This window comes from Pseudaminobacter salicylatoxidans, assembly GCF_003148475.1.
GTDB lineage: Bacteria > Pseudomonadota > Alphaproteobacteria > Rhizobiales > Rhizobiaceae > Pseudaminobacter > Pseudaminobacter salicylatoxidans.
Genome location: NZ_QGGG01000003.1, coordinates 158,504 through 174,668, shown reverse-complemented (window position 1 = coordinate 174,668; position 16,165 = coordinate 158,504). Strand labels below are relative to the sequence as shown.

Annotated in this window: 12 protein-coding genes; 11 read left to right on the top strand and 1 reads right to left on the bottom strand. The window is 63.1% G+C overall.

The features are described 5' to 3' along the window. Positions 1 to 10: 10 nt before the first annotated feature. From C7441_RS05710 to C7441_RS05660, 11 genes are all read left to right on the top strand, one after another. Positions 11 to 676 (top strand): response regulator transcription factor, encoded by a 666-nt coding sequence (locus tag C7441_RS05710; protein ID WP_019172186.1) that lies wholly within the window; start codon positions 11 to 13, stop codon positions 674 to 676. A gap of 34 nt (positions 677 to 710) precedes the next feature. Continuing rightward, positions 711 to 2,084 (top strand): ATP-binding protein, encoded by a 1,374-nt coding sequence (locus tag C7441_RS05705; protein WP_170125023.1) that lies wholly within the window; start codon positions 711 to 713, stop codon positions 2,082 to 2,084. Between the two features lie 111 nt (positions 2,085 to 2,195). Continuing rightward, complete coding sequence (locus tag C7441_RS05700; RefSeq protein ID WP_026060397.1) at positions 2,196 to 2,660, top strand: hypothetical protein; 465 nt, start codon at positions 2,196 to 2,198, stop codon at positions 2,658 to 2,660. A 113-nt stretch (positions 2,661 to 2,773) separates the two neighbouring features. Beyond that, positions 2,774 to 3,916, top strand: coding sequence for a c-type cytochrome biogenesis protein CcmI (ccmI, locus tag C7441_RS05695; RefSeq protein ID WP_109612056.1), 1,143 nt, complete (start codon positions 2,774 to 2,776; stop codon positions 3,914 to 3,916). Positions 3,917 to 3,922: 6 nt separating this feature from the next. Further along, on the top strand, positions 3,923 to 4,372 hold the full coding sequence (ccmE, locus tag C7441_RS05690; RefSeq protein ID WP_019172189.1) for a cytochrome c maturation protein CcmE: 450 nt from the start codon (positions 3,923 to 3,925) through the stop codon (positions 4,370 to 4,372). Between the two features lie 3 nt (positions 4,373 to 4,375). Next, a complete protein-coding gene (locus C7441_RS05685) occupies positions 4,376 to 6,367 on the top strand; it encodes a heme lyase CcmF/NrfE family subunit (RefSeq protein WP_109612055.1) in 1,992 nt (663 codons plus the stop codon). 38 nt (positions 6,368 to 6,405) lie between these two features. Continuing rightward, positions 6,406 to 6,840 (top strand): cytochrome c-type biogenesis protein, encoded by a 435-nt coding sequence (locus C7441_RS05680; RefSeq protein WP_019172191.1) that lies wholly within the window; start codon positions 6,406 to 6,408, stop codon positions 6,838 to 6,840. 124 nt (positions 6,841 to 6,964) lie between these two features. Then, positions 6,965 to 8,497: a DegQ family serine endoprotease gene (locus tag C7441_RS05675; RefSeq protein ID WP_109612053.1), complete on the top strand. Its 1,533-nt coding sequence runs from the start codon at positions 6,965 to 6,967 to the stop codon at positions 8,495 to 8,497. A 173-nt stretch (positions 8,498 to 8,670) separates the two neighbouring features. Beyond that, positions 8,671 to 9,345, top strand: coding sequence for a response regulator transcription factor (locus C7441_RS05670; RefSeq protein WP_170125030.1), 675 nt, complete (start codon positions 8,671 to 8,673; stop codon positions 9,343 to 9,345). A 2-nt stretch (positions 9,346 to 9,347) separates the two neighbouring features. Beyond that, positions 9,348 to 10,802 (top strand): sensor histidine kinase, encoded by a 1,455-nt coding sequence (locus tag C7441_RS05665; RefSeq protein WP_026060399.1) that lies wholly within the window; start codon positions 9,348 to 9,350, stop codon positions 10,800 to 10,802. Next, on the top strand, positions 10,799 to 13,768 hold the full coding sequence (locus C7441_RS05660; protein ID WP_109612051.1) for a bifunctional [glutamine synthetase] adenylyltransferase/[glutamine synthetase]-adenylyl-L-tyrosine phosphorylase: 2,970 nt from the start codon (positions 10,799 to 10,801) through the stop codon (positions 13,766 to 13,768). The genes C7441_RS05665 and C7441_RS05660 overlap by 4 nt, the downstream gene beginning before the upstream one ends. A 67-nt stretch (positions 13,769 to 13,835) precedes the next feature. On the opposite strand, the gene C7441_RS05655 is transcribed toward C7441_RS05660, so the two are convergent. Continuing rightward, positions 13,836 to 16,160, bottom strand: coding sequence for a PAS domain-containing sensor histidine kinase (locus C7441_RS05655; protein ID WP_109612050.1), 2,325 nt, complete (start codon positions 16,158 to 16,160; stop codon positions 13,836 to 13,838). Positions 16,161 to 16,165 lie beyond the last annotated feature (5 nt).

Here is a 16,165-nt window from a genome sequence, read left to right as displayed (position 1 = left end):
GGCGGATAGCATGCGTATATTGGTCGTCGAAGATGACAAGGAACTGAACCGCCAGCTTGCGGACGCGTTGAGCGATGCCGGCTATGTGGTCGACCGCGCCTATGATGGCGAGGAAGGGCACTTCCTTGGCGATACCGAACCCTATGATGCAGTGGTGCTCGACATCGGCCTGCCGCAGATGGACGGGATCAGCGTGGTCGAACGCTGGCGACGCGACGGGCGCAAGATGCCTGTCCTGATTCTCACGGCGCGCGACCGCTGGAGCGACAAGGTCGCGGGCATTGATGCCGGCGCGGACGACTATGTGACCAAACCCTATCATATCGAGGAAGTGCTGGCGCGCGTGCGCGCGCTCATTCGTCGTGCGGCCGGCCATGCTTCGTCCGAACTGTCGTGCGGCCCCTTGCGCCTGGACACCAAGGCATCCAAGGCCGATGTCGACGGCGTTCCGCTCAAGCTCACCTCCCATGAATTCCGCCTGCTTGCCTATCTGATGCATCATATGGGCCAGGTGGTCTCGCGCACGGAACTGGTCGAGCATCTCTACGATCAGGATTTCGATCGTGATTCCAACACGATCGAGGTTTTCGTCGGGCGTCTTCGCAAGAAGATGGGTGCCGACCTGATCGAGACGGTTCGCGGCATGGGCTATCGCATGCGCGAGCCTTCGGCATGAGATGGCAGGCCGGTACGCCCCGCGGAAAATGTGGATGACGTTCGGGCCACGCTCGCTCACCTTCCGCGTTATCGCATTCTCGACCATCTGGGCCGTGGTGGCGCTCATCGTTATCTACACGGTCATCACCACCCTCTATCGCCAGACGAGCGAGCGCGGCTTCGAAAGCCTGCTTTCAGCGCATCTTTTCAATCTCATCGGCTCCGTCGGGGTATCGGAACCCGGCGTCCTCACCGGCGGCCCCGATCTGGGCGATCTGCGGTTCTCGGAGCCCAACTCCGGTTGGTACTGGTCGGTCGAATCGGTTTCGCAAGGGTTGAGCGGGGGGCTGCGTTCTCCTTCCATGACCGAGCCGATTCCGTCGCCTTCGGCCTCCGAGGTGCCTTTCAACTCCTCGTTCCAGCGCAACTACCGCACACAGGGTATTGCCGGCGAGGAAATCGAGGTCATGGAGAGCGAGTTCGTCCTCGACGCCAAGAACCGCATTGCCCGCTTCCGCGTGATGGGCAACCGCAGCGAGCTGGAAAACGAGATCGGCATCTTCGATCGCCGGCTTTTCTTCTATCTGTCGCTGTTCGGGTTCGGCATGATCGCCATCAACGCCATCGCGATCCTGCTCGGGCTGCGCCCGCTGAACCGGGTGCGCGCCGCGCTCGCGCTTGTGCGGGAGGGTACGGCGCAGCGGCTGGACGGGCGCTTTCCCGCTGAAATCGAGCCGCTTGCAAACGAGACCAACGCGCTGATCGAGAACAACAAGCGCATTGTCGAACGATCCCGCACGCAGGTCGGCAATCTCGCCCATTCTCTCAAGACGCCGCTGGCGGTGCTGCTGAACGAGGGAAGGACGCTTGGCGGAAGCCGCGGGAAACTGATCATCGATCAGGCATCCGCCATGCAAGGCCAGGTGGAACACTATCTCCAGCGTGCCCGTGTGGCAGCCCAGCGCGACAGCGTGGTCTACCGAACGCCGGTGGGCCCGGTCCTGCAGCGCATGGTCAGGGTGATGACCAAGCTCAACCCCGATACCGAGCTTTCATTGCTGTTGCCGAGCGAAGACATCGTGTTCGGCGGCGAGCGCGGGGATCTGGAAGAGCTTGTCGGCAACCTGCTCGAAAATGCGATGAAGTGGGCGAAGGGCAAGGTGCGTATTTCGGCCGCGCTTGTTCCGCATCAGGCCAGCACGGGGCTGTTTTCCCTGGCGATAGAGGATGACGGTCCCGGCATTCCGGAGGCGAAGGCCCGCGAGGCGCTGAAGCGTGGGCGGCGTCTGGACGAAACCAAACCCGGAACGGGACTTGGTCTGGCGATCGTTGCCGATCTCGTCAACGAATATGGCGGAAACCTTATGTTGGAACGATCTGCCCTTGGGGGACTTAAAGCAGTTGTTCAACTTCGCAGCGTCCAATAGAAATTACTTTGGATGAAGTCGGGTTTCGTGGCCTAATTTCGGCCAAATATCGAATTTACCGGAACTCTCAAGCCTTTGATCAAAGAAGGAAATCTCGAATCGATGGCAAGCATGAAGATTGGCGCGGCGCTGGTTGTCGGTTTGCTTGCTGTCGCAGGATGCACCACAACCGGCTTCAAGGGCGGCCAAAGCGGCACGGCTACGGGCGTTTCGCTGGGAACGGCGGCGGGAAGCGCGGCTGGCTCCGGAAACGGCAAAGTCGCCTCCACGATCATAAGCGCCATGGGCGGTGGCCTCGTTGGGGGGACGATCGGTGCCGGGCTCGATGACGGTGAGCGCCGCAAGGCGCTGGAGGCAGAGTATCGCGCGCTGGAGTATACGCAGAGCGGACAGCCCGTGCTTTGGCAGGGCAACCAGCAGGGCAGGTCCGGGCAGGTCGTGGCCGCGCAGCCCTATAGAGTCGGATCGCAGGATTGCCGACAGTATACGCAGACCGTTTACATCAACGGGCAATCGCGCGCGGCGCGCGGCACTGCCTGCCGCAATCCGGACGGAAGCTGGACGCCTCTGACCTGATTTCTGATTTGTGATTTCTACCGAATGAAAGCAGGCGGATAGGCTGGCAAGTCGTCAATCCGCCGCAGGTCTTGCATGTTGGCATGCATGCCAGTGAGGACTATTAAGGACCCATGGTGTTCTGGTTTGTTGCCGCCTTGCTGACGCTTGGGGCCAGCCTGGCGGTGTTGCTCCCGCTGGCGGGTCGTTCGCAAGGTGATTCGTCCGAAAGCGATCATGATCTCGAAGTTTATCGCGACCAGCTTGCCGAACTGGAACGCGATGCCGAGCGTGGTTTGATCCAGCCTGCCGATGCCGAACAGGCGCGGGCGGAGATTGCGCGTCGGATCATCCGAATCGGAAAGGCCGAGGCGGATCGGCCGCGAGGAATGCGCCTGCCGAAGCTCGGCCGCCTGATGGGCGCAGTTGCGGTGCTCGCCGTTCCGCTGGTGAGTTGGGGACTCTACGGCATGCTTGGCTCCCCGGACATTCCGTCCCAGCCCCTGCAGGAAAGACTTGCGCAAAATCCGGCCGACAGCACGGTTGACGAACTTATAGGGCGGGCCGAGGCGCATCTTGCCTCCAATCCGGAAGACGGGCGTGGCTGGGACGTGCTGGCGCCGGTTTACCTGCGCATGGGCCGCTACGATCAGTCGGTGACAGCCTATCGCAATGCCATCCGCCTGCTCGGTTCCACGGCCGATCGCGAGGCAGGTTTGGGCGAAGCAGTCACCAATGCCGGCGCCGGCGTCGTTTCGGCAGAGGCGCAGCAGGCGTTCGAGCGGGCGCTGAGGCTGGAGAAGGATCAGCCGAAAGCGCGATTCTATCTCGCGACCGGGCTGGTGCAAGACGGCAAGATGGCGGACGCGGCGGCGGCGTGGCAGGAAATGCTGGCTGTGTTACCTGCTGATTCCCCCTGGCGTCAGCCGACCCAGGAGGCTCTGGCCGAGACGCGCAAACGCATGGCCGCAGTCACCGGTGAAACTCCGGCATCCGGCCCGACGCAACAGGACATGGATGCGGCCGCCTCGATGGCGCCGGAAGACCGCAAGGCCATGATCGAAACCATGGTGACAGGCCTCGACGAAAAGCTGCGCCAAAACCCGCATGATGCGGAGGGTTGGAAGCGGCTCTTGCGGTCCTATCTCGTACTCGGCAGGAACGACGATGCCCGCTCCACGTTGGAGCGTGGGCTTGCCGCCTTGGGAAAGACCTCCGATGACGGCCGGAAATTCGCCGAATTCGCAACTTCGCTCGGCTTGCCGGCGACGGAGTAATTTTGAATGACCCGCAAGCAGAAACGGTTATCCGTGATTGCCGTGGGCGCCGCTTTCCTGATCGGTGCCACGGCGCTGACCTTTTACGCGCTCGGCCAGAAGGCCTCGTATTTCTTCATGCCGGCCGATTTGCAGGCTGCAACGCTGCAGCCGGGGCAGCGCATCCGCCTGGGCGGGCTGGTCGAGAACGGCTCCATCGTCCGCGGACAGGGCACGCAGGTGAGCTTTGCCGTCACGGATCAGGAAAACACGGTGAAGGTGACTTATACCGGTATCCTGCCCGATCTGTTCCGGGAAGGGCAGGGCGTCATCACCGAAGGCAGCTTTGGATCTGATGGCGTGTTCGTCGCTGACAGTGTGCTTGCCAAGCATGACGAAAACTACATGCCCAAGGAAGTGGCCGACAGCCTGAAGGCCAAAGGCGTGTGGGAAGACGGCTCCGGAAAGGCGAACTGACACATGGTTGAAATCGGTCACTTCGCACTCGTCCTCGCCTTCGCGCTCTCGTTGGTGCAATCGGTCGTGCCGCTGTTCGGCGCGCGAACCGGAAACGAGCGGCTGATGGCCGTGGGCGGCCCCGTGACGGTAACGGGCTTCGCCCTGACGGCGCTGTCGTTCATGGCGCTCACCACGGCCTATATGCAGTCGGACTTCTCGGTCGCCAATGTGTGGGAAAACTCCCATTCATTGAAGCCGATGCTCTACAAGTTCACCGGAACATGGGGCAATCACGAAGGCTCTATGCTGCTGTGGGTGCTGATCCTCACTTTCTTCGGCGCGCTGGTGGCAGCCTTCGGGGCCAACCTTCCCGCAACCTTGCGCGCCAATGTGCTGGCGGTGCAGGGCTGGATCGGCGCGGCCTTCTTCCTTTTCATTCTCACCACGTCCAATCCGTTCGCCCGGCTTGTTCCGGCGCCGATCGAAGGGCGCGATCTCAACCCGATCCTTCAGGATATCGGGCTGGCGGTGCATCCGCCGCTTCTCTATCTGGGCTATGTCGGCTTCTCGGTCTGCTTCTCCTTCGCGGTCGCCGCACTCATCGAAGGCAAGATCGACGCCACCTGGGCGCGCTGGGTGCGCCCGTGGACGCTTGCTGCCTGGGTGTTCCTGACCGGCGGCATCGCCATGGGCTCCTACTGGGCCTATTACGAGCTGGGTTGGGGCGGCTTCTGGTTCTGGGACCCGGTGGAAAACGCGTCTTTCATGCCGTGGCTGGCCGGCACCGCGCTGCTTCACTCCGCGATCGTCATGGAAAAGCGGTCGGCGCTGAAGATCTGGACGCTGCTCCTGGCGATCCTCACCTTTTCGCTTTCGCTGCTCGGCACCTTCCTCGTCCGTTCGGGCGTTCTGACGTCGGTTCATGCCTTCGCCACGGATCCAAGCCGCGGCGTGTTCATCCTGTGCATCCTGATGCTTTTTATCGGCGGTTCGCTGGCGCTGTTTGCGCTGCGCGCCGGAAGCCTCACGGCTGGCGGGATGTTCCAGCCGATCTCGCGTGAAGGCGCGCTGGTGCTGAACAACCTGTTCCTCACCACGGCTACCGCCACCGTGCTTATCGGTACGCTCTATCCGCTCGTGCTGGAAGCGCTGACCGGGGACAAGATTTCGGTAGGGGCGCCCTTCTTCAACCTCACCTTCGGCGCGCTGATCGTGCCGCTTCTCCTGCTCGTGCCGTTCGGACCGCTGCTGGCATGGAAGCGCGGCGACATATATGCAGCCGCGCAACGCCTGATGATGGCATTCGGGGGCGCGTTGATCGCGATGCTGGTGACTGTGCTGTTCATTGATGGCGCAACCGTCTTCGCCGCGCTCGGCATCGGCATCGCCTTCTGGCTGGTTCTGGGGGCGTTGACCGACCTCGTGCTGAAGTCCGGCTTCGGCAAGGTTTCGGGGCGCATCGCACTGAGCCGCCTTGCCGGCCTGCCGCGCTCGGTGTTCGGCACGGCGCTGGCGCATCTGGGCATCGGCCTGACGGTGCTGGGCATCGTCGGCGTCGTTTCGTTCGAAGCCGAGCGCATCCTGACCATGAAGCCCGGAGAAACCACAGAGATCGCCGGACGCATCGTGCGGTTTGAAGGGCTTCGTCCGTTCCAGGGCCCGAACTTCACCGAGGATCGTGGGCGTTTCGTGCTGGTCGATGCTGCTGGCAAGGATGGTGCGGCGTTGATCTCATCCAAGCGCTTCTATCCGGCCCGCCGCATGCCGACCACCGAAGCCGGCATCAGGACCATGGGGTTCAGCCAGCTCTATGTTTCACTGGGCGACGAACTCCCCGAGGGCGCTGTCGTCGTGCATATGTGGTGGAAGCCGCTGGTGACGCTGATCTGGCTCGGCGGGCTTGTGATGATGCTGGGCGGGGCGGTGTCGCTCACAGACCGACGCCTGCGCGTCGGCGCGCCTTCGCGCAAGCCGACCCGTATCGCCGACAAACCGAAGCCGGCGGCGTCATGAGGAAATTTCCTGGGATAGTGGCCGCAACGCTGGCCGGCATGCTGGCTTTCGGCGGCATTGCGCATGCAGTGCAGCCGGATGAAGTGCTCAAGAACCCTGCGTTGGAGTCACGCGCGCGGGCGTTGTCCAGCGAACTGCGCTGCATGGTCTGCCAGAACCAGTCCATCGACCAGTCCGACGCCGATCTCGCACGCGACCTGCGTGTGCTTGTGCGTGAAAGGTTGACGAAGGGCGACAGCGACGAGCAAGTTCTGGACTACATCGTTTCCCGCTATGGTGAATTCGTGCTGCTGAAGCCGCGGCTCAGCCTGCATACGCTCTTGTTGTGGGGGGCTCCGCTGGCATTGCTGCTCTGTGGCGCCGTTGCTGTTCTCTATTCCGTCCGCACGCGGCGGGTCGCGGAGGTTTCTGCCCTGAGCGAGCAGGAGAAGCAGGCCCTTGAGGCTATCCTGCACGACGATCGGAAGGCGTGACGACCTCCGCGTGGCAAACATTACGAAAGTTTCATCCCGCGGAAAGAGCCTTGTAATGTAGGCCACTCTATCACTCTTGGCAGAGGGTGCGGTTCGGTCGCACCCGCTTTCAAGAGGATAGCTCATGACGAATTCCCCCAATACGGTTTCGAAGAGCCGCAGCCGCTTTCTGGCCGCGGCCGCTTCCGTCGCCATTGCAGGCGCCATCGGCCTCACCGCAGTCACCACCGAAACCACGCCTGTTCTGGCCGACGCCGTCCGGGTCGATGCGCCGCAGGTCCCGAGCTTCGCCGATGTGGTCGAGCGCGTCACGCCGGCCGTGGTCAGCGTGCGCGTCAAGGCCAAGGTCGACCAGATGTCCGATGACGGCTTCTCTCCGTTCTCGCAGGGCTTCGACAACCTTCCCGACGATCACCCGATGAAACGTTTCTTCCGCCAGTTCCGTGGCGAAGGTGAACGGGGTTGGCAGGATGGCCGCCGCTGGCATCGTGACCACAACCGCAAGCCGCGTCCCGTGGCGCAAGGCTCGGGCTTCTTCATCTCTGAAGACGGCTATCTGGTAACTAACAACCACGTCGTGGAAGACGGCTCGGCCTTCACCGTCGTCACCAATGACGGCAAGGAACTCGACGCCAAGCTGATCGGCACCGACCCGCGCACCGATCTGGCCGTTCTCAAGGTCGAGGACGGCGGCAAGTTCACCTATGTCGATTTTGCCGACGATTCCGCAATTCGCGTCGGCGACTGGGTCGTTGCGGTCGGCAATCCGTTCGGCCTTGGAGGCACGGTCACCGCCGGCATCGTCTCGGCGCGCGGCCGCGACATCGGCGCCGGCCCCTATGACGACTTCATCCAGATCGATGCGGCGGTAAATCGTGGCAACTCCGGTGGCCCGGCCTTCAACCTCAGCGGTCAGGTCGTAGGCATCAACACCGCCATTTTCTCACCCTCGGGCGGCAATGTCGGCATTGCTTTCGCCATCCCGGCCTCGACCGCCAAGCAGGTCGTCCAGGATCTGATCAAGGACGGCAACGTCAAGCGCGGCTGGCTCGGCGTTCAGATCCAGCCGGTCACGTCCGAAATCGCCGAATCTCTCGGCCTCAAGGATGCCAAGGGTGCGCTGGTTGCCGGCGTGCAGGATGACGGACCGGCCAAGAAGGCGGGCGTCGTTGCAGGCGACATCATCACCCAGGTCGACGGCAAGGATGTTTCCTCGTCGCGGGAACTGGCACGCATCATCGCCGCCAACCCGCCCGGAAAGGCCGTGGATGTGACGCTCTGGCGCAATGGCAAGTCGGAGACGCTCAAGCTCGATCTCGGCGTCCTGCCTTCCTCTGAAAAGCAGGCTTCGACCGAAGCGCCGGCGACGCCGGAGGATCAGGCTGACGCGCTGGCAGACCTTGGCCTGACCGTCACCGGCGCAGATGACGGCAAGGGACTGGTCGTCACGGCCGTGGACCCGAACAGCGATGCCGCCGATCGCGGCATTCAGGCCGGCGACGTCATCACCTCAGTCAATTCAGCGGAGGTGAAGAGCGCGGGCGACATAACCCAGGCCATGGCGGACGCCGCCAAGGCCGGCCGCAAGGCCGTGCTCGTCCAGGTCACGCGTGACGACGCCAGCCGCTTCGTCACGCTGCCGGTGAGCAATGGCTGATTGAGCACACTCTCCGATGTGTCCTGTGTGTGTTGGCGCATCGGTAGGGGTGGTTGATTGTCAGTTTCCATCCACCCCGTACGGCAGCAGGTTCGCCTGCTGCCGTATCTTGTTGGAGGTCGGCAATGCACGTAAGTATCCTTGAGCCTGCCGAAATCAACTATAGTGGCCCCATGAAGATTCTCGTTATAGAAGACGACCGCGAAGCAGCGGAATATCTTGAAAAGGCACTGGAGGAAGCGGGCCACACCGCGCATGTCGCGGGAGATGGCGAAACCGGTTTCGCTCTGGCGGAATCGAGCGACTACGATGTCATGATCATCGACCGCATGTTGCCGCGCCGTGATGGGCTTTCGGTCATCGCCGGGCTGCGTTCGCGCGGAAACACCACCCCGGTCCTGATCCTGTCGGCTCTTGGCGAAGTCGATGACCGCGTGACTGGCTTGCGTGCCGGCGGTGACGACTATCTGACCAAGCCATACGCATTCTCTGAACTGCTTGCGCGCATCGAGGTTCTGAACCGTCGCGCCACGTCGCGCGAGAGCGAGACGGTCTATCGCATCGGCGATCTCGAACTCGACCGGCTGTCGCACACCGTACGCCGGGGGGCAGTCGACATAACCTTGCAGCCGCGCGAATTTCGCCTGCTCGAATATCTCATGCGTCATGCGGGGCAGGTGGTCACGCGCACCATGCTGCTGGAAAACGTCTGGGACTATCATTTCGACCCGCAGACGAACGTCATCGACGTTCACGTTTCGAGGCTTCGCGGCAAGATCGAGAAGGGGTTCGACAGCCCGATCCTGCACACGGTTCGCGGGGCAGGCTACATGCTCAAGGCCGGTTAGGAATGGCGCTCAGACTGCCGGCAATCATGAAGACGACGGCCGCGCGGCTGTCGGCGCTCTACCTCATCCTGTTCACGCTCTGCGCGATCCTGCTCGTTTTCTACATGACGTCGCTTTCCGCGCGCATGCTGACCACGCAAACGATGGAGACGATCACCGAGGAGGTGCAGGGGCTCGCCCAGTCCTATCAGCGCGGCGGACTGCCCTATCTCGTGCGCACGATAGAACGGCGCGCGCGCCAGCCCGGAGCCAATCTCTATCTGATCGCCGACGCGAATGGCCGTATCCTCTCGGGGAATGTGGAGAGCCTGGAACTGGGAGTACTCTCCACCGATGGCTGGACGGACCGGCCTTTTGCCTATCAGCGCTTCGGCGACAACAATCCGGATCGCCGTACCGCGGATTCATCCACGTCCGGCGCAGCGCAACCGTCGCCGCCCCGGCACAAGGCGATTGCTCTCGTCTCGCGCCTGCCTAACCAGATGATCGTCCTCGTCGGCCGCGACCTCACGGAGCCGGAGCGCTTCCGCGAAGTCGTCCAGCGTGCCTTGATGGCGGCGCTCGGCATGATGGGGCTGGGTGCCCTGTTGATCTGGTATTTCGTCGGCCGCAGGGCGCTGAAGCACATCGATCAGGTGTCCGGCGCCAGCCGCCGCATCATGGGCGGCGATTTGTCAGGTCGCCTGCCGGTAACGGGCGCGGGCGACGAATTCGATCGCCTGTCGGAAAACCTGAACAACATGCTCGCCCGCATTCAGGACCTGAACGAGGGCCTGCGGCAGGTTTCCGACAACATCGCTCATGATCTCAAGACGCCGCTGACGCGCCTGCGCAATCGTGCCGAGGCCGCACTTTCCAGCAACGGAACGCCGGCGGATTATCGCGCGGCGCTGGAGAACGCGATTGCCGAATCCGACCAGCTCATCAGGACCTTCAACGCCATATTGATGATCTCCCGCCTCGAGGCCGGCTATTCCTCCGAGCCGGTGACGAAGGTCGATCTGGCCGCTGCCGTGCGCGACGTGGTGGAGCTCTATGAGCCCGTCGCGGAGGAAAGCGGCGTGGTTCTCGAAGCGCCGGTGGAGGGTGCTTTCATGGTCAATGGCAATCGCGAGCTTATCGCGCAGGCGCTCTCCAATATCGTCGACAATGCCATCAAATATTCACTGGATTCGACCGGCACGCCGACGGTGAAGGTCACGCTTGAGAAAGGCGCGCAGGAGGTTCGCCTGCGGGTGGCTGACAATGGGCAGGGCATTCCCGATCCCGTGGACCGTGAGCGCGCCACCGAACGCTTCGTGCGGCTGGAAAAGAGCCGTTCCCAGCCGGGTTCCGGGCTTGGCCTCAGTCTCTGCAAGGCGGTCATGAAATTTCATCACGGAAGGCTTGAACTTGCCTCCGCCGATCCTGGATTATCGGTGACGATGACCTTTCCACAAAGCGAGGCCGGGAAATGAAAGCAGGGCTGGCGAGCAAGGCGAAAGACCAGGTCTGGTTCGACGGCCCCGTTCCCGAGATGATCCCGCTCGACCGCGAGCGCGCCGTCGGCGAAATCGCCGAGATCGCCGATGCCGCGCGCCACGACGACTTGTCACGCCTCGCGGCGTTGCTCGACGGCAAGGGCAGGCTGAAAGCCTTTCTGGAAGGCGTGTTCGATCTGTCCGTCTTCATGCGCGACTGCGCCCGGCGCAGGCCCGAAATCCTCGAAAACCTGTTCGATCAGTCGGTCGCGCAGAGGCTTTCCGCCATTCTCGCGGAAATAACGGACACGGTCGGTGCGGAAGACGTCTCCGAAAAAAGCCTGATGGCCGCGCTTCGCAGGCTGAAACTGGAAGCCCATTTCCTGATCGCGCTGGACGATCTGGCCGGACAGGCGGAGGCCGCCGTCACGGTGCGCCGCCTGAGCGATCTTGCCGATGCCTGTACCTCTGCTGCCGTAGATTTCCTGCTGCGCGAAGCTCATCAGCAGGGAAAGTTGACATTGCCGGACCCCGCCAATCCGACCGAAGGCTCCGGCTGGATCATATTGGGCATGGGCAAGCTCGGCGCCCATGAGCTGAATTTCTCCTCCGACATCGATCTTGTGGTGTTCTTCGAGCCGGACGCTCCGGCGGTGACTGACCCGCTCGATGCGGCCGATCTCTTCGCGCGCCTCACGCGTCGGCTGGTGCGCATCCTGCAGGACCGTACGGAAAACGGCTACGTCTTCCGCACCGATCTGCGCCTGCGCCCCGATCCCGGCTCGACACCGCTGGCAATACCGGTGCAGGCCGCCTTGCTCTACTATGAGGGCCGCGGCCAGAACTGGGAGCGTGCGGCCATGATAAAGGCCCGGCCGGTGGCCGGCGACCTGAAGGCCGGCGCCGCATTCCTGAAGGAGCTGCAGCCCTATGTCTGGCGCAAATATATGGACTTCGCCGCAATTGCTGACGTCCATTCGATCAAGCGCCAGATCCACGCGCACAAGGGGCACGGCGAGATCGCCGTGAAGGGCCATAACGTCAAGCTCGGCCGGGGGGGCATCCGCGAGATCGAGTTTTTCGTGCAGACGCAGCAACTCATCGCCGGCGGCCGCTTTCCGGAACTGCGCGGCCGCGAAACCGTGCCCATGCTTGCCCAGCTTGCTGCGCGTGGCTGGATCACCGCCGAGGCGTGCGATGCACTGACGCGGCAATATTGGTTCCTGCGACGGGTGGAGCATGCCATCCAGATGGTCGCGGACGAGCAGACCCACACGCTTCCCGAAGATGATGAAGGGCTCGAGCGCATCGCCCATATGCTGGCTTTCGCCGACAAGGATGCCTTTGCCGCCGAATTCCGCGCCGCGCTGCATCAGGTCGAGCGGCACTATGCGGCACTGTTTGAGACCGCGCCCGAGCTTTCCGCCGGGGTCGGCAATCTGGTCTTCACCGGCGACGTGGACGATCCCGATACGCTTCAGACGCTGCACAAGCTGGGTTTCCAGCGGCCGAGCGACATCTGCCGTGTGATCCGTAGCTGGCATTTCGGCCGTTATCGCGCCACTCAGTCGGCCGAAGCGCGCGAGCGCCTGACCGAACTGACGCCAGCGCTGCTGGAAGCGTTCGGCAAGACACATCGCGCCGACGAAGCCCTGATGCGCTTCGATGAATTCCTTGCCGGGCTGCCGGCTGGCATCCAGCTTTTCTCGCTGCTGCAATCCAATCCGGCCCTGCTGCGGCTGCTCGCCACCATCATGGGCACGGCTCCGCGCCTCGCAACCATCGTGACGCGCCGTCCGCATGTGTTCGACGGCCTGCTGGACCCCGCGCTTCTGTCTGAATTGCCGGATAGGGACTATCTGGCGGCGCGGCTGGAAGCTTTCCTCGATCCGGCCAAGACCTACGAGGATATTCTGGACCGGCTGCGCATCTTCGCCGCCGAACAGAAATTCCTGATCGGCGTGCGGCTGCTGGCCGGAGCCATAGACGCGGGCAGGGCCGGCAAGGCGTTCTCGGACCTGGCCGACCTTACCATCGGCGCGGCCCTGGATGCGGTGATCGACGAATTCGCCGTGCGCCACGGCAAGGTGAAGGGCGGCAAGGTCGCCATCCTCGGCATGGGCAAGCTCGGCAGCCGCGAACTGACCGCCGGTTCGGACGTGGACCTGATCCTGCTCTACGATCACGATCCGGACGCAGAGGAGAGCGATGGAGAAAAGCCGCTCGCGCCCTCGCACTACTATGCGCGCCTGACCCAGCGCCTGATCGCCGCCGTCTCTGCTCCGACCGCCGAGGGCGTGCTTTATGAGCTGGATCTGCGCCTGCGCCCGTCCGGCAACAAGGGGCCGGTCGCCACCCATATCGAGTCGTTCCGCCGCTATCAGCGGGAGAATGCGTGGACATGGGAACATATGGCGCTGACCCGTGCCCGCGCCGTGGCAGGCGATGCCGGCTTCTGCAAAAGCGTGGAAGGCGATGTCTCCGCAATCATCGCCCTGCCGCGCGATGCCGCGAAGGTGGCGAAGGAAGCGGCCGACATGCGCAAGATGATCGAGGAGGAAAAACCACCGCGCGATCTCTGGGACATAAAGCTCATCCCCGGTGGGCTGATCGACCTGGAATTCATCGCGCAGGTGGCGGTGCTGACGCATTGCAGCAGCGGCGGTCCGAACGGCACCGGCACGGCGGAGATTCTGGCGAAACTCGATCCCGGATTTGCCGACCCTCAGACGCGGCAGGAACTGGTCGATGCTTACATGCTCTATCTGGACCTGACGCAGATGATCCGGCTCTGCCTCACCGGACCGTTCGAGCGGGAAGACATGCCCCCCGGCCTTGCCGATCTGCTGCTGCGCGCCACCGATCTGCCTGACTTCGGTGTGCTGGAAGCGCACCTGAAGGAGACATCACGCAAGGTGCGCGCCGATTTCCAGGCCCTGCTCAAGCCGAGGAAGCGCTCATAGAGCATGATCCCGAAAAGTGGAAAGCCGATTTTCGGAAAAGATCATGCTCAAATGAATAGATATAGCCCTAAGCGGCTTCCTTCGCGGGTGCGGCAGACTGCCGGGCCGGGATGCGCACCGAAACGATGGTGCCTTTGCCTTCGGCAGAACGGATTTTCAGCGCGCCGCCATGCAGTTCCGTCAGCGAGCGGGAAATGGCAAGCCCCAGCCCGGAGCCGGTATGGTTCTTCGAGAACTGGTTCTGCACCTGCTCGAAGGGCCGGCCGAGCTTGCTGAGCGCGCTTTTCGGGATGCCGCAGCCATTGTCCTCTATGGTGATCATCAGCGCCTTCGCCACATTGCGAGCACGCACGGTGATGTGACCGCCTTCGCCGGTGAATTTCACGGCATTGGAGAGCAGGTTGATGACGATCTGCTTGATCGCGCGGCGGTCGGCATAGACCGACATCGCTTCCGCAATCTTGGTTTCCACCGTGATCGACTTCTGCGCCGCCTGCAACGAGATCACCCGCACCGTCTCGCTGATCAGCGGGCAAAGATCGATCTGCTCGCTTTCGACGGAGAACTGACCCGCTTCGATCTTCGACATGTCGAGAATGTCGTTGATGACGCCGAGCAGATACTGGCCGCTGGTGAGAATGTCGCGCGTGTATTCCTCGTAGCGGTCGGAGCCGAGCGGGCCGAACAGGCCCGACGACATCAGCTCGGAGAAGCCGATGATGGCGTTGAGCGGCGTGCGCAGTTCGTGTGACATGTTGGCGAGGAATTCGGACTTTGCTCGGTTGGCCGCCTCGGCGCGTTCCGTTTCCTTCATGTATTTCTTGTTGATCTCCACCAGTTCGCGCGAGCGCTCCTGCTCGGCGCGGCGTGCCACGCTCAAATCGTGGATGGACGCCATCAGTCGCCGCTCGCTTTCGACCAGCTTTTCCTGATGCTGCTTGATCTGGGTGATGTCGGAGCCCACCGAAACGGTGCCGCCGTCGCGCGTCTTCAGCTCGTTGACCTGCAGCCAGCGGCCGTCGGCCAGCTGCCGCTCGAAGGTCGCGCTTCCGCGCTGGATGGTGGCGCTCGCCAGCCGGCGTTCGGCGGCATAGGCCTTCATGCGCTGTTCGATCACCTGGCGCGGGGTGCCGGGCACCACGTCGCGATCCGACAGGCCGTTGTCCTGCTGGTACTTGCTGTTGCACATCACCAGGCGCTTCTGGGCATCCCAAAGCACGAAGGATTCGGTGATGTTTTCGATTGCGGTGCGCAGGCGCATGTCGGCCGCTTCCGAACGCAGAACCAGATGGCGCTGTTCGGTGACGTCAACGGCAATGCCGATCATCTGGATTTCCGGGGCATCGGGGTCGATCACCTGCGCGCGGGCGCGCATCCACACCCAATGGCCGTCGGCATGGCGCATGCGGAAGACCTGATCGATGGAGTCGATCTCGCGCGCCACCACGCGGTTGGCGAGTTCGAACAGGTTGCCGTCCTCATGATGGATGATGTCGTCCACCTCGCCAAAGGACAGCATGTCGTCGCAGGGCTCGTAGCCGAGCATTTCGTACATCGAGCGCGACCAGTACATCTTGCCGCGCACCATGTCCCAGTCCCACAGGCCGCAGCGTCCGCGCACCAGCGCCATGTCGATGCGTTGATGCGCGTCGACGAAGAGCCTGTCCGCCGCCTGCGCGCGCGCCGCCTGGCTGAAATAGGCATAGAGGATGATGATCAGCACCGCCGCAGTCACCACGAAGAGGGTGACGTTGAGCGAGACGGTCCTGCGCCATTCGGCAAACACGGCTTCCGCCGGGATCAGCGTTGCGGACGCGGCCTTGCGGTCGCCGGCGATGTTCACCGCAGCGTACCAGTCCTGGCCGTCGATGCGTACGTCCATGACGCCTGCGCGTGTGCCGAACATGAAGAGCGGCTGGCCGCCGGTCACGATGCCGTCCAGCGCCTTGCCTTCCCAATGCAGGGGTTGCGGCGAAGCGGCGACGACGCGGAAGGCGCCGTCCATGATGACCAGCACATGGCGTTCGCCTATGGCGCTCTGCCGGATCGTGCGCTCCAGAAGCCCCCTGCTGGCCTCGGGGAAATTGCTGCCGTCCTTTGCCAGCAGATCGACCGAAGCCGCCAGATTTCCGGACGCAAGGCTGAGAACCATCTTGGCATTGCGTTCCACGTCCTCGTGCCACGCCATCAGCGAGAGCGCGCGCACGCCGGCGATGACCAGCAGGAAGACGATGATCAGGGCGGGGATGGAGCGACGCAGGAAGGGTTCGGCGGCCAGCAGGCGTCGATAGGCCGGCGCAGCGATCAGCTTCGCGTTTCCTGCCAGAGTGCCGCCCTTGCGTTGGGCAAAAGCACTGCCATCGGGCGCGCCCCACGCGTCCGCCTTAGCCATGAATG

Bases quoted from the DNA above. Each gene is read 5' to 3' on its own strand.
- C7441_RS05710 (WP_019172186.1), top strand. From the start codon at position 11: ATGCGTATATTGGTCGTCGAAGATGACAAGGAACTGAACCGCCAGCTT.
- C7441_RS05705 (WP_170125023.1), top strand. From the start codon at position 711: ATGACGTTCGGGCCACGCTCGCTCACCTTCCGCGTTATCGCATTCTCG.
- C7441_RS05700 (WP_026060397.1), top strand. From the start codon at position 2,196: ATGAAGATTGGCGCGGCGCTGGTTGTCGGTTTGCTTGCTGTCGCAGGA.
- ccmI (WP_109612056.1), top strand. From the start codon at position 2,774: ATGGTGTTCTGGTTTGTTGCCGCCTTGCTGACGCTTGGGGCCAGCCTG.
- ccmE (WP_019172189.1), top strand. From the start codon at position 3,923: ATGACCCGCAAGCAGAAACGGTTATCCGTGATTGCCGTGGGCGCCGCT.
- C7441_RS05685 (WP_109612055.1), top strand. From the start codon at position 4,376: ATGGTTGAAATCGGTCACTTCGCACTCGTCCTCGCCTTCGCGCTCTCG.
- C7441_RS05680 (WP_019172191.1), top strand. From the start codon at position 6,406: ATGCTGGCTTTCGGCGGCATTGCGCATGCAGTGCAGCCGGATGAAGTG.
- C7441_RS05675 (WP_109612053.1), top strand. From the start codon at position 6,965: ATGACGAATTCCCCCAATACGGTTTCGAAGAGCCGCAGCCGCTTTCTG.
- C7441_RS05670 (WP_170125030.1), top strand. From the start codon at position 8,671: ATGAAGATTCTCGTTATAGAAGACGACCGCGAAGCAGCGGAATATCTT.
- C7441_RS05665 (WP_026060399.1), top strand. From the start codon at position 9,348: ATGGCGCTCAGACTGCCGGCAATCATGAAGACGACGGCCGCGCGGCTG.
- C7441_RS05660 (WP_109612051.1), top strand. From the start codon at position 10,799: ATGAAAGCAGGGCTGGCGAGCAAGGCGAAAGACCAGGTCTGGTTCGAC.
- C7441_RS05655 (WP_109612050.1), bottom strand. From the start codon at position 16,160: ATGGCTAAGGCGGACGCGTGGGGCGCGCCCGATGGCAGTGCTTTTGCC.